A 12582-nucleotide genomic window follows, 5' to 3' on the forward strand; every position below is an offset into this window, starting at 1 on the left:
AAGTGAAAGGAGGAGACGCTTGTGTCATACAAGCGGCGTTGTTTCATGGTGGTGGCCGGAGCGCCGGAAGGGATGAAACAGAAGGAAGCCAACCAATTGTTTAACCAGTACATTGCCGATCACAAAAAGGGACATTGTGTCTATCAAGATCATTTTCTGGATCAACCGGGTGGAGTGGCTTTTTTTGAAGTGAATGACAAGAAGAAGGAAAAACGGATCCGGCGGGTTTCCGACCTCCCGGGGTGGACAGTTCGGATTCATCCGCTGATCCACTCCCGGTCGGCGGCAGGCTTTGTCGCCCAGTTGGATTATACCAGCAAAAACTATTTCCATGTTCCCTTGACTTCCCTGATCCAACGAATCCGCAAGGCGGAGGAAGAGAATCGAAGTCCTTACCAGGCTTGAGATATTGGAGTTTGAAGCAGAAAACCAAAAGGCTGAGTGCCTTGCGGACACTCAGCCTTTTCATGGACTACAGTTTCAAGGAGATATTGTAGTCTTTCATCCATTTGTTGACTTGAAGGATATATTCCATCATTTTTCCGACTTCAAACGGAGCTTTATCAAAGAGATTGTCGGAAATGTGACGGATTTTTTGTTTGTCCAAAAGCACTGCAACAGGCGCTTGCGGATCTTCGATCAATTCATTCAACATCTTGCGGATGTCTTGATAGTAAATCGGATCCGTGGTGGACGGATAAGCACTTTTCTTACGGGTGCGCACTTCTTCCGGCAGATAACCTTTGAACGCACGGCGCAACAGGCTTTTTTCGACTTTGTCGACGGTTTTCATCGAATAAGGAATATTGAATAAGTATTGAACCAACCGGTAATCGCTGAACGGAACACGCGCTTCAAAACTGTTATGCATGCTGATGCGGTCTTTCCGTTCCAACATAAACGGCAGGAAGCGGGTGATGAAAAGGTAGGACATTTCCCGTTGTTTTTCTTCGATTCCCGTTTCCCCGTCCAATTTCGGCACCTCACTGACCGCTTCCTGGTATCTGCGGTTTCTGTGCTCTTCCGGCTGGAGTGTTTTTATCGCCTCTTCATTCAAGACATCTTTGAAGTAGCGAATTTGTGCGCTCCACGGGAACGTTCCGGAGAACAAAAATTCATCCTGATGGAACCAGGGATATCCACTGAAAACTTCATCTGCGGATTCTCCGGAGAGCGTGGCCGCTGCATTTTTCTTCATTTCACTGAACAGCAGATGTAACGACGCTTCCATTTCACCCAGTGCCGGCAAGTCGTGTGCCTCCACGGGCAGGAACACGTGTTCCGTCAACTGATCATGGTTAATGATGACAGTATGGTGATCGGTATTTGCATATTCCGCAACGATTTTTACGAACGGCTCGTCCCGGCTGACATGCAACAAGTCGGCTTTGAAATGTTTGTCGCTTCCGGCAAAGTCAAGGGAATAGGTGCCGAGTTGTTTTCCTTCTTCCGCCATATACCGGGCAGCCATGGAAGTGAGACCGCTGGAATCCAATCCGCCCGACAACATGGAGACGACCGGGGCATCGGCGATCAATTGGCGTTTCACAGTGTCTTTCAGGATTTCCCGGATTTTTTCAACAGTGGTATCCACATCGTCTTCATGCGGTGTGCTTTCCAATTTCCAATATTGATGATGATCGGCTTTTTCTTTTGTGAAAACAATGTAATGACCCTGTTTGACTTCATGAATTCCGCGGAACACACCAAAACCGGGGGTGCGGATGGGTCCCATTCCGAAAAGTTCGCTGAAGCCTTCGACATCCACTTCCGGTTTGACTTCCGGATGGGCCAGGATGGCTTTCAATTCGGAACCAAATAAAACTCCGGAATTATGTACTTTGTAAAAGAGGGGTTTGACTCCGATGCGATCCCGGGCCAAAATTAATGCCTGGCGCCGTTCATCCCAAATGGCAAAGGCAAACACCCCGTTGATGCGCTGGATGAAATCTTCTCCCCATTCCAAATAGCTGTGCAGCAAGACTTCTGCATCCGATTCCGTTCCAAAACGATGTCCGAGATTTTCAAGTTCTGCTTTCAAATCTTTAAAGTTATAGATAAACCCGTCATAGGAGAGTACGATGGAATGATCCCCTGAGCGATAAACCATCGGCTGTTTTCCACCGGCAGGATCGATGACAAAGAGACGGCGGTGACCAATCGCTGCACGTTCCGAAGACCAATAACCTTCATCATCGGGACCGCGATGTTGAATCGCGTTGGTCATTTTGCTTAAAACATTTTGTTCTCCCGACAAATCTCTTTCCCAATCAATCCAACCTGCAATTCCACTCATGAATGAATCATCTCCCATAAAAGAATCAACAAAATTAGATATATTTAATTATAAAACAAGAAGAAGAAAATAAAAATATTTTTTTACAAATCTATATAATATTCTATGTGTAATATTAAAAAAACCGCTTTTTGAACGTGTTTTATGTAATTTATCACGAAAGTAAGTAAAATTTTTACATAACGCAAAACATATGGAAATATAGGGGGGGTAATTGGCAAAAAAACCGGTTTGGCTCCCAAAGAACCGGATGCAAGCCGTCCGCAACAAATCGTAAACGGCAAGGAAACCAACCAAACCGCCGGTATTGTGCAATGCAGAGGAAAGGGGTTTTTTAATTTCTTGGGATGAAAACAGGAAAGGGCATCCGCCTCTTTTTTACGTAACAATGTTATGTTACAATGATAACGAGGAGGTGTCGGGGAATGGATCAAGACTTAATTTCAAAAAAAGACCTGTTGAAAGAAACAGGCATTTCATACGGACAATTATACCGTTGGAAACGAAAAAACTTGATTCCGGAAGAATGGTTTATCCGCAAATCCACCTACACCGGGCAAGAAACGTTTTTCCCCCGCGATAAAATACTGCAACGGGTTAATAAAATCGTCAGCTTAAAAGACGATTTGTCTTTGGATGAGATTGCGCAAATGTTTTCCCCCCGGTTTACGGAAATCTCTCTTACGAAAGAGCAAATTCAAGAGAAAAAGATTGTTTCGGATGTTGTGCTTGAACTGCACCTGTCCACCCATGATCAAGCCAATGTGTTCACCTTGGAACAACTCTTTTATCTCTTTGTTCTGGATCAGTTGCTTGAAACGGGCGAAATCACCCTGGACGAAGGAAAATCGCTGTATCAGTTTTTGAAAAACAATTACCACCGGTTTGAAAAGAAAAATGCAGAGTTATTCGTCGTCCGCAAACTGGGGGTCACCTCTTATATTTTGGTGAATGAAATCAAAGAAATTTGTTTTGATGATCGTGTGAAAGTACTCCTGCGTATTTCGCTTGCAGAGGAATTGGAAAAGTTAAAAGGGAAAATTCAACATGTCGGATGGGGAGATGCAAATGAGTGATTTACTGATCAACGGGTACGGAAATTTTTCGGGCGGTACATTCGAAAAGGTTCGTATCAACGGACTGGGAAAAGTAAATGGCGACCTGGACTGCCGGTTGTTTATCACAAACGGGGACAGTGTCGTGGAAGGAAACGTGCAAACACAAACGGTGAAAGTCAGTGGTTCGTCGGCGATTGAAGGGAAACTGAAGGCGGATGAAACAAAAGTGAATGGCCAATTGACGACAGAGGGGGATGTGCACACCCAAAACTTCACGCTCAACGGGACCACACAAGTGAAAGGAAATTTCATCGCCGACCAGGCAGACATCCGCGGAACCTTAAAGGTTGACGAAGACTTGGAAGCAGAGTCCGTGGTGATCAAAGGGGTTTTTACCATCAAAGGGCTGTTAAATGCCGGAAACATTCAAGTGGAGTTGCTCGGCAATGCCAAAGCAAAGGAAATTGGCGGAGAGAAGATCGTCGTCAAAAAGAACAGCTTTGCTTTAAACAAATGGCTGAAATCCTTTTTTGCCGACAAAACGTTGCAAGCCGAAGTGATTGAAGGGGATGATATCGAATTGGAATACACCCACGCCGGCATTGTCAGGGGAAAAAATGTGAAGATCGGCCCCGGATGCAAAGTGGACGTGGTGGAATACCAAAATTCGTTTGATCAACATGATCGGGCGGAGGTTAAAGAAAGCAAGCAAGTCTGAGGATACCGCCCCGGACTTGCTTGCAGGGGCGGTTTCATGCTTGCTTCCATTTAATATTGCAACCCAGACTGGGTTTCTGTGTGAACGTCACCGGCTCACCGTTGATGATTTGATCCAATGCGGCACGGATCGATTCGCCAGTCACCGGAATGTCATTCCCCGGGCGGGAATCATCCAATTGTCCCCGGTATACACACTTCAGATCGCCGTCAAAAATATAGAAATCCGGCGTGCAAGCAGCTTGGTAAGCCTTGGCTGTCTCCTGGGTTTCATCGAATAAATACGGGAACGGGTACTGAAGATTTTCTGCCACTTCTTTCATTTTCTCCGGCGAATCATCCGGATATTGCTCCACATCATTGGAGTTGATGGCGACAAAGGAAATTCCTTTCGGGATGTAATCATTGGCCAGTTGAACCAACTGATCCTGCACATGTTTTACATAAGGGCAATGGTTACAGATAAACATGATGACCGTGGCAATGGATGATTTCACATCTTGTAAGGCCACCGTTTTTCCGGATACCGCATCCGGCAACGCAAAATCCGGGGCTTCTTTTCCGAGCGGAAACATATTCGATTCCGTTTTCGCCATATCCGAATCCACCTCCTCTCCTTGAGAAAGGTGAAAAGAGGGAACGGGTTTTCGTCAAAAAATTCTAAAATAAACAAGGATTTATGCTATAATAACGTTAAAGCGATGAGAGATTCGCAGAGAGGATGGGCTCTTTGCCACCGGTGAACAAGAGAATTCCGATTGAGGTTGTGCGGGTGATTGACGGAGACACTTTGAAAATCAAGAGGAATCAAAAACTGGAACGGGTCCGGCTTCTGTATATTGATGCCCCTGAGCTCAATTCCGCCAATTTGTTGGAACATTTCAAAGCACTTGAGGCCAGGAAGTACATTGTCAGTCTCATCCATCGCGGCCGGAGTGTCACCATTGAGCAAGGCGCCTTTAAGCGGGATCATTACGGCCGGATCCTTGCTCATGTTTATGTGGATGACATGCATTTGCAACCGCTCTTGCTGAAAAGAGGATTGGCCCGTTGCGTAATTCCGAACCGGGCGCGAAAATTAAAGTCGGAACGGAAATATCTGAAAGAGTTTCGGCGTTTGGAAATCATGGCGCAAAAAGCCGGGCGCGGGATTTGGGAATATGAGCAAAACAACGGCACGATATTAAGCCAGGTGAAAAGCATTCAATCTTGATGGACAGGGATCCTCGGAAAGAGTGTCCCTGTTTTTCATTTTCGTGCGTACTGCATCATGATATAGTCAAAGCATGAAGGGGGATGGGAAGTTGCTTGAAAAGAAAATCATTTCTTCATCAAAGCATCAGTGGCTTCAGATGGAACTTTCCCGTTTTGAAGAAGCCGGAATCATCGATTCCTCGCAAGTTCAACAGATCTTATCTTCATATGAGGTGAAAGGGAAAGGGAATGCAGGTTTTAACCGCATCTTGTTGGTTTTGGGATCCGTTTTGATCGGCGTGGGCATTCTCAGTTTTATCGCCGGGAATTGGGAGGCAATTCCCCGGACAGTAAAGTTTGTGCTGATTTTGTTTGGATTGACGGGTGCTTATTTCACCGGCTGGAAACTGGAAGAATCGTATCCCAAAACTTCCAAAAGTTTTTATTATATCGGCGCGGCGATATACGGAGCAGGGATTTTTCTCGTGGGTCAGATGTTTCACAGTTCATCGCCTTTTCAACAGGCCTTTTTGGTTTGGGCCCTCGGGATTGTACCGTTGGCACTTTATTTGAAAGACCGTTTGGTGATGATCTTGTCCATTTTATTTATCGGAATATATGCTTCGCAAGCTTGGGATGCATCCGTGCCGTATCCTTACTGGGTTTGGGTTTTTATTCCGCTTTTTTACGGGTGCAATGAGCGATGGTTGAACAAAAGCCGTCAGGTGTTTTTCTTTGCCAATGCACTTTTGATCTTCTCGCTCTGGGCGACTTTCGTCTGGTGGGAATGGCACGGGGGGGTGATTACGCTCGTCCTGCTGTTGTTGGGAGTCGGTATGACGTTTCTCTCCATCCGGCCTTATGCGAAGGTGTTGGAACGGCAAGGTGCGGTTATACACGGGGTTGCTGCCATTGTACTTACTTATCCGGACTTTTGGGAAATATGGGGGGAAGTGTTTCATGCCCCGCTTTTGGGATATGCAGTCGCGGTGGTTTATCTTGCCTTTTTGATTTATTTGCTCAAAAGGAAAAAGCTTTCGGCAGAGGTGATTTCCTGCGCGCTCATTTTTCGGTTCTATCTGGATTTATCCATTGAATTTCTTCCCAAGTCACTTTATTTCCTGATCGGCGGCATTTTGCTCATTCTCAGCGGTTATTGGATTGAAAAAAGCCGGAAGAGGGGGGAAGGGAAATGACAAACATCCCCAACCGATGGTTTTGGATCGTTCTTCTCATCCCGGTCGTTTCCCTGGTTTCCATGACCGTGCAACCATTGCTTGCTTTCATGAGCGGCGAACGGATGACGCTCAAAACCATCCCGGTGGATCCGAAAGATTTGTTTTACGGGGACTATGTCCGGTTGAAATTGGAGATTGAGGAAGTGGAGCGTTCCCGCTTTGATCCGCAACTCGCACAGAAGGCTGCCCGCCATCTGCCTGACCCGGGCATCCCGGTTTACGTCTCCTTAAAACCCAAGGGGAATCACTACATCGTGGACCGGGTTTCTGAAAAGAAGCCGCCTGGTGGCTTGTATCTGAAAGGAACACTTCAAAAATCCGTTTTCCCCTTTCGGGATGAAGAGAAATACCGGGTGGATTATCAGTTGGACCGCTATTATGTCGAGGAAGGGTCCGGAAAAAAGTGGGAAGCCTTGGCCCAAAATGGCGGAGTGCTGGTTGAAGTCAAAGTGAAAAACGGTTACGGGGTGATCGTCGGTATTGAAGAAGACCCCGGCAAATCATGAAAAACACGAGCGATTTCCCGCTCGTGTTTTTGGTTTAACCGATGGATTTTTTCCTTCTCATCAGTTCTTCCCGTTTAAATCCAAATGGTTCATAAAGACTGTGCGCATCCCGGGTTGCCAGTATCATGGAGGTATCCCGCACAGCCTCATGTGATAGGAGGAATTTCAGCATCCATTTGGCCAATCCTTGCCGGCGATGATCCGGATGGATGATAACGTCACAAACCCACGAAAAGGTGGCATAATCCGTTACCACCCGCATGAAACCCACTTGCCCTTCTTCTCCGTAGACGCCGAAACACAATGAATTTTCCAAACTTTTCTCAATGATATCTCTGGTCCGGTGTTTGGCCCAATAAGTGGTTTGTAATAAACCGTAGACAGCATCCACATCCAACAAATCCTTCTGGTCACTGATCCAATAGGGTAATGTTTCGTGTCTCCATTCCATCTGTATCCCTCCCGAAAGTTCCTCTTCAGTATAATGGATGAAAATGAGTTGAAAAATGCTTAATTTTCTTATCTGTACCGGTACACAAGATGGAGGGAAGAAACCATGGCGGAAAGGAAATATGAAATGATTAAAAATGCGATAAAGAAAGAACTTCAGTCCGGAGCGCTGCAACCTGGCGAAAAATTGCCTTCTATCCGCTCGCTGTCCGCCAGGTTTGCCTGCAACAAAAACACGGTGATCCGCGCTTACCAAGAGCTTGAAAAAGAACATTTGATTTATTCTGTTCCCAAAAGCGGTTACTATTCCATCCGCCGCCCCGGAGTGCCCGACGAGGATGAAGCTGCGGAATTCGTCGATTTTTCGTCAGCCAATCCGGATCCGGAAATCATGCCATACAAAGATTTTCAACATTGCCTGAACCGTGCCATTAAACTGTATCAGGATGAACTCTTCACCTATTCCGATCCACAGGGGTTTTTGTCTTTGCGCAAAGAATTGGTCAAACATCTGGCGGATTATCAGATTTTCACCCGTCCGGAACAGGTTTCGATTGTCTCCGGATCCCAGCAAGCCCTAATTTGTTGGCCATGATGCCTTTCCCCAACGGAAAAAATGTGATTTTGGTGGAACAGCCAACCTATCATGGGATGATTCGGATTATTGATGCACTCGGTTTAACAGCCATTGGCATCCGGCGAACCAAAAAAGGGATTGATCTTGATGAGTTGGAACGCCATTTCCGTAACAATCAAATTAAGTTTTTCTATACCATGCCACGTTTTCACAACCCGCTTGGCACAAGTTATGACCAGGAAGTGAAAAAGCAGATCGCTAAACTGGCTGCAAAATATGATGTCTACATTGTGGAGGATGATTATTTGCTGGACTTGGAAACGGATCCCAAGAACGATCCCGTTTTCAGTTATGATTTGTCCGGTCATACCATTTATCTGAAAAGCTTTTCCAAAGTCATGTTGCCAGGGCTGAGGATGGGGGCGATCCTTCTTCCGTCCATTCTGACAGAAAGCTTCCGCCTGTTTAAATCTTCCTGTGACATCAGTTCGGCCACACTGTCCCAAGCTGCTTTGGAAATCTATTTAAAATGCGGCATGTATTTCCGTCACACCGCGTCGATGCGAGATCTTTACCAAAAACGGATGAAAATTCTCAAAGAAGTGTGTGATCTGCATCTCCCCCCGGAGATGAACGCAGCCGCGGAAACAGGCGGCATTTTCGGGCAATTGGATCTCCCAAAGCAACTGCCGGCCAAAGAATGGATTGCCTGCTTGAGGCAACACCATATCCTTGTCTCATCCATTGACCATTGTTTCCTGAAAACCTTCCCGAAAGTGAACGGGTTCCGGTTAAGCATCATACAAACCGACAAAACTCAAATTGAAAAAGGCATTCGCATGATGGGAGAAGTGTACAAAAAACAGTTGAAATCCAAATCAAGCGCCTTTCCGCCCAAAACGGTAATTCATTGGATATGACAGAAAAAACACAAAAAAATGATTTGACATTGACGCATACGTCAAGGTGTACAGTGAAGATGCAGGAGGTGAAATCATGGAATACACCGTGCAGAAATTGGCCCGGTTGGCCGGCGTCAGCACACGGACCCTTCGTTACTATGATGAGATCGGAATCTTGAAACCTGCACGGATCAATTCATCCGGGTACCGGATTTACGGACCGGCAGAAGTGGACCGTTTGCAACAAATTCTGTTTTACAAGGAGCTCGGGATGAAGCTGGATGTGATAAAAGAGATCATCACGTCCCCGGACTACGACGGGCTCAAAGCGCTTCGCGAACACCGCCGTCAGCTGATGCAAAAACGGGAACATCTGGACCGTTTGATTGCCAACGTGGAAAAAACCATTGATGCGATGGAGGGGAGAGGAACCATGACGGATCAAGAGAAATTTGAAGCTTTCAAAAAACGGATGGTTGAAGAAAATGAAGAGAAGTATGGGGAAGAGATCCGCGAGAAATATGGAGCCGAGGCGGTCAACCGCTCCAATGAAAAACTGCTTGGGATGACCAAAGAAGAATACGCAAAAATGCAACGTTTGAATAATGAGCTCTTTGAAACGTTGACCCGGGCTTATCAGCAGGGAGACCCTGCCGGGGATCTGGCCCAAAAAGCGGCGGATCTGCATAAAAAATGGCTGATGTTCTCTTGGAGTGATTACAGCAAGGAAGCTCACGCCAACCTTGCGCAAATGTATGTGGATGATGAACGTTTCAAAGCTTACTATGAGAAGGAGCCGGGGATGACCGAGTTCTTGAGAGACGCCGTTTTCATCTATACCGGCATGCACAAAGGATAAAGGATGCTAACCCGTCATGACACATCCCGATGACCAACGGATTCCGGCCGGATCATCGGGATGTTTTTTTAAGGAATTTATGAAGTGGCATAAACTTTTTTTCTCAAATCTTTCCGGATTAAATCATCATAGGTTTCGCGTTCAATCACGATACGGGGCGTTCCGTTTTTGACAAAGACGACGGCCGGCCTGGGAAGGCGGTTATAGTTGCTTGCCATTGAATATCCGTAAGCGCCGGTGGAAAAGATGGCCAACAGATCATTGCTGCTGACTTTCGGCAAACAAAGATCTTGAATTAAAAGATCGCCTGATTCACAACATTTTCCGGCGATGGTCACTGTCTCTTCCAAAGGGGCATCCGCTTTGTTGGCCAAAACAGCGTGATATTTGGCTTGGTAAAGAGCCGGGCGGATGTTGTCCGTCATGCCGCCGTCAATGGAAACATATTTGCAGATTCCCGGGATTTCTTTGATGGCGCCGATCCGGTAAATGGTGATGCCGGCGTTTCCCACAATGCTGCGCCCGGGTTCCACCCATATTTCCGGGATGCTCAATCCCCGTTCATTCCATGCTTTTTTCACTTCTTCCGTGATGGCTTGTACATAATGTTCAATCGGAAGCGGCCGGTCTTCATCGGTATATTGAATCCCAAACCCGCCGCCGACATTTAAAACTTTTGCTTCATAGCCGGTTTCGGCGCGAATCTCATCCAGATGCTTCCGAATCATTTGAATCGATTGAATAAATCCTTCCGTTTCGAAAATTTGCGATCCAATGTGGACATGTACCCCCAACAATTCATAAAAGGGTTTGGCCAATGCCCGTTTGACCGCCATCAAAGATTGCCCGTGCTTGACACTGAAGCCGAATTTGGAATTTTCCTGGCCGGTGGTGATGTATTCATGTGTATGGACTTCAATGCCGGGGGTCAACCGGAGCAAAATTTTCACGTTTTTGCGGCACGCTTTGGCCAAGTCATGAAGCATCTCCAGTTCAAAAAAGTTATCAACGACAAAACAGCCGATGTCAGCTTCCAGAGCCATCCGGAGCTCGGCTTCCGATTTGTTGTTCCCGTGAAAATGAATGCGCTCTGCAGGGAAGCCGGCCTGAAGGGCCGTATAAAGTTCACCGCCGGAGACGACATCCAGCGAAAGGTTTTCTTCATTTGCCAATTCCGCCATGGCCAGACAACTGAACGCTTTACTGGCATAGGCCACTTGGTGGGGACAACCGCTTTTTTGAAAAGCCAGCAAAAAACGCCTTGCATTTTGGCGGATTTGCATTTCATCATACACAAACAGCGGTGTGCCGAATTGTTCCGCCAGTTCGACCGTGTCGCATCCGCCGATTTCCAAATGGCCGGAATCGTTTACCCTCAAGTGATGCAAAAACATATAAAAAAACCTCCTAATCAACTGGTGTTAGGAGAGACAGGCAAGGGCAGAATCCCCATCCGTGAAGACGGGTCGATATTTCACCACACCATAACCATTTCTCCTAAAGATAGCGCACCACACGATTCAAGAGAAGTGAACCGTGTGACAGTCCCGTTCCTGTTCGGAGACGGGCCCAGCCTGCTTGCCCAGAGAAACAAACAGACTTCGGCAGCTTTTCCTTTCCTTCGCAGTCATTGGCATCTCTGTGCCTCATGGGAAGTACTCATAAAAGCCGCAACCTCTACCTCATCACTAGTTATGATGAGGTTTTTTTCAATATGATTTTTATTGGTGAGATTTTAATTACGTTCCAGTATAAAGGAAAGGACACATGAATTGCAAGGAATTGTTCAGATCTTTACAAACTCAAAATGAAAAAAGGATTTTCTAGGCATAATGATAAGATAAGAAACCAAAAAAGGTGATTGATCGGATGAAGCTCAAACCGATTTTGCAAACCCCGATGGCGGCAGCGTGGATCGGGTTGATCAGCAATATTGTCTTGACCATTTTGAAACTGATTGTCGGTTTTTTGTTTCAGAGCCCTTCCCTGATTGCCGACGGCTTTCACAATTTGGCCGATATTGCGGCATCCGGCGCCACCTTGGGTTCCATGCGGATTTCCAAGATGCCGGCGGACCGGGAACATCCTTACGGCCACGGAAAAGCGGAAGTGATTGCTTCCGGCATGGTCGCGATTGTGTTGCTTTTGATTTCTTTGTTTATGATTTATGAATCTGTCACTGCCTTGTTTGAACCGTTTGTCGAAGCGCATGTCCTTTCCTTGCTTGCCGCCTTGATTTCGCTGATTTGGAAACAAATTCTTTATGTCTATACCATCAAAATCGGAAAAAGAGTCAACAGCAAGGGATTAATCGCAACCGCATATGACCATTTGTCGGATGTTTACGCTTCCCTTGCCGCCGTGGTCGGGATTGGTCTGGCATTATGGGGACAGCACCAGTCGGTTCCTTTTGCGGAATACGGCGATCCGTTGGCTGGCATCGTCGTTTCTTTCCTGATTTTGCGCGTTGCCATCCATATGGGGAAAGAAGCCGTCGATATTTTAATGGAGCGAAACATCCCGGAAGAAGAGTTGAAGATTTACCGTGAATTGATCCTGAAAGTGGATGGTGTCAAGCGGATTGATCAATTGCGGGGCCGGGAACACGGCCATTACCGTTTGATCGATGTCCGAGTCGGGGTGCCTGCGGATTTGACCGTCAAAGAGGGGCATGATATTGCTTCGCGGGTCAAAGAAACATTGATGAATGAATTCCGGGAAATCCAAGAAGTCTTTGTGCACGTCAATCCCTGGCAACCGCCGGAACCGTAAATTTTTCAAAGAG

14 protein-coding genes and 1 riboswitch are annotated in these 12582 nt (G+C 46.5%); of the genes, 10 read left to right on the forward strand and 4 right to left on the reverse strand.

The window, feature by feature from the left end; translation table 11 throughout:
* The first annotated feature begins 21 nt into the window (after positions 1-21).
* Complete coding sequence (locus NYE37_RS07935; RefSeq protein ID WP_198052526.1) at positions 22-405, forward strand: hypothetical protein; 384 nt, start codon at positions 22-24, stop codon at positions 403-405.
* Between the two features lie 67 nt (positions 406-472).
* Here the strand turns inward: NYE37_RS07935 and asnB are convergent, their stop codons facing one another.
* The gene (gene asnB / locus NYE37_RS07940; protein ID WP_340711905.1) at positions 473-2296 is read right to left on the reverse strand and encodes an asparagine synthase (glutamine-hydrolyzing); all 1824 of its coding nucleotides are present in this window, start codon (positions 2294-2296) and stop codon (positions 473-475) included.
* A gap of 425 nt (positions 2297-2721) precedes the next feature.
* Here asnB and NYE37_RS07945 point away from each other — a divergent pair, with 425 nt between their 5' ends.
* Together NYE37_RS07945 and NYE37_RS07950 are read left to right on the forward strand one after the other, a co-directional pair.
* Positions 2722-3372, forward strand: a complete 651-nt coding sequence (locus NYE37_RS07945; protein ID WP_037996332.1) for a YhbD family protein — start codon at positions 2722-2724, stop codon at positions 3370-3372.
* Positions 3365-4072, forward strand: coding sequence for a polymer-forming cytoskeletal protein (locus tag NYE37_RS07950; RefSeq protein ID WP_052186772.1), 708 nt, complete (start codon positions 3365-3367; stop codon positions 4070-4072). The genes NYE37_RS07945 and NYE37_RS07950 overlap by 8 nt, the downstream gene beginning before the upstream one ends.
* A gap of 34 nt (positions 4073-4106) precedes the next feature.
* Here NYE37_RS07950 and NYE37_RS07955 read toward each other — a convergent pair whose 3' ends face one another.
* A complete protein-coding gene (locus tag NYE37_RS07955; RefSeq protein ID WP_037996327.1) occupies positions 4107-4667 on the reverse strand; it encodes a thioredoxin family protein in 561 nt (186 codons plus the stop codon).
* 143 nt (positions 4668-4810) lie between these two features.
* Here NYE37_RS07955 and NYE37_RS07960 point away from each other — a divergent pair, with 143 nt between their 5' ends.
* The 3 genes from NYE37_RS07960 to NYE37_RS07970 all read left to right on the forward strand — a co-directional run bounded on the left by NYE37_RS07960 (position 4811) and on the right by NYE37_RS07970 (position 7009).
* A complete protein-coding gene (locus NYE37_RS07960) occupies positions 4811-5284 on the forward strand; it encodes a thermonuclease family protein (RefSeq protein ID WP_181733375.1) in 474 nt (157 codons plus the stop codon).
* A 91-nt stretch (positions 5285-5375) separates the two neighbouring features.
* Positions 5376-6461 (forward strand): DUF2157 domain-containing protein, encoded by a 1086-nt coding sequence (locus NYE37_RS07965; protein ID WP_340711906.1) that lies wholly within the window; start codon positions 5376-5378, stop codon positions 6459-6461.
* Positions 6458-7009, forward strand: a complete 552-nt coding sequence (locus NYE37_RS07970) for a GDYXXLXY domain-containing protein (protein WP_062843014.1) — start codon at positions 6458-6460, stop codon at positions 7007-7009. The genes NYE37_RS07965 and NYE37_RS07970 overlap by 4 nt, the downstream gene beginning before the upstream one ends.
* Positions 7010-7043: 34 nt before the next feature.
* Here NYE37_RS07970 and NYE37_RS07975 read toward each other — a convergent pair whose 3' ends face one another.
* Entirely contained in the window at positions 7044-7460 is a 417-nt protein-coding gene (locus NYE37_RS07975; RefSeq protein WP_049720111.1) for a GNAT family N-acetyltransferase, read from the reverse strand.
* Positions 7461-7565: 105 nt separating this feature from the next.
* On the opposite strand from NYE37_RS07975, the gene NYE37_RS07980 reads away from it, so the two are divergent.
* The 3 genes from NYE37_RS07980 (at position 7566) to NYE37_RS07990 (ending at position 9797) form a co-directional block, all read left to right on the forward strand.
* On the forward strand, positions 7566-8054 hold the full coding sequence (locus NYE37_RS07980) for a GntR family transcriptional regulator (protein WP_340711907.1): 489 nt from the start codon (positions 7566-7568) through the stop codon (positions 8052-8054).
* Complete coding sequence (locus NYE37_RS07985; protein WP_340712050.1) at positions 8051-8956, forward strand: aminotransferase-like domain-containing protein; 906 nt, start codon at positions 8051-8053, stop codon at positions 8954-8956. Before NYE37_RS07980 ends, NYE37_RS07985 begins: the two co-directional genes overlap by 4 nt.
* Positions 8957-9032: 76 nt before the next feature.
* Positions 9033-9797 (forward strand): MerR family transcriptional regulator, encoded by a 765-nt coding sequence (locus tag NYE37_RS07990; protein ID WP_340711908.1) that lies wholly within the window; start codon positions 9033-9035, stop codon positions 9795-9797.
* A 77-nt stretch (positions 9798-9874) separates the two neighbouring features.
* Here the strand turns inward: NYE37_RS07990 and lysA are convergent, their stop codons facing one another.
* Positions 9875-11191: a diaminopimelate decarboxylase gene (gene lysA / locus NYE37_RS07995; protein ID WP_049720109.1), complete on the reverse strand. Its 1317-nt coding sequence runs from the start codon at positions 11189-11191 to the stop codon at positions 9875-9877.
* Positions 11192-11293: 102 nt separating this feature from the next.
* A riboswitch (Lysine riboswitch) is annotated at positions 11294-11485 on the reverse strand.
* A gap of 181 nt (positions 11486-11666) precedes the next feature.
* Between lysA and NYE37_RS08000 the strand changes: the two genes are divergently transcribed.
* Positions 11667-12569, forward strand: coding sequence for a cation diffusion facilitator family transporter (locus NYE37_RS08000; RefSeq protein WP_049720108.1), 903 nt, complete (start codon positions 11667-11669; stop codon positions 12567-12569).
* Positions 12570-12582 lie beyond the last annotated feature (13 nt).

Origin of the sequence: Thermoactinomyces sp. FSL K6-2592, from assembly GCF_038006465.1 — a bacterium.
Classification (GTDB): Bacteria; Bacillota; Bacilli; order Thermoactinomycetales; family Thermoactinomycetaceae; genus Thermoactinomyces; species Thermoactinomyces vulgaris.

Bases quoted from the DNA above. Each gene is read 5' to 3' on its own strand.
- asnB (WP_340711905.1), bottom strand. From the start codon at position 2,296: ATGAGTGGAATTGCAGGTTGGATTGATTGGGAAAGAGATTTGTCGGGA.
- NYE37_RS07945 (WP_037996332.1), top strand. From the start codon at position 2,722: ATGGATCAAGACTTAATTTCAAAAAAAGACCTGTTGAAAGAAACAGGC.
- NYE37_RS07950 (WP_052186772.1), top strand. From the start codon at position 3,365: ATGAGTGATTTACTGATCAACGGGTACGGAAATTTTTCGGGCGGTACA.
- NYE37_RS07955 (WP_037996327.1), bottom strand. From the start codon at position 4,667: ATGGCGAAAACGGAATCGAATATGTTTCCGCTCGGAAAAGAAGCCCCG.
- NYE37_RS07970 (WP_062843014.1), top strand. From the start codon at position 6,458: ATGACAAACATCCCCAACCGATGGTTTTGGATCGTTCTTCTCATCCCG.
- NYE37_RS07975 (WP_049720111.1), bottom strand. From the start codon at position 7,460: ATGGAATGGAGACACGAAACATTACCCTATTGGATCAGTGACCAGAAG.
- NYE37_RS07980 (WP_340711907.1), top strand. From the start codon at position 7,566: ATGGCGGAAAGGAAATATGAAATGATTAAAAATGCGATAAAGAAAGAA.
- NYE37_RS07985 (WP_340712050.1), top strand. From the start codon at position 8,051: ATGATGCCTTTCCCCAACGGAAAAAATGTGATTTTGGTGGAACAGCCA.
- NYE37_RS07990 (WP_340711908.1), top strand. From the start codon at position 9,033: ATGGAATACACCGTGCAGAAATTGGCCCGGTTGGCCGGCGTCAGCACA.
- lysA (WP_049720109.1), bottom strand. From the start codon at position 11,191: ATGTTTTTGCATCACTTGAGGGTAAACGATTCCGGCCATTTGGAAATC.
- NYE37_RS08000 (WP_049720108.1), top strand. From the start codon at position 11,667: ATGAAGCTCAAACCGATTTTGCAAACCCCGATGGCGGCAGCGTGGATC.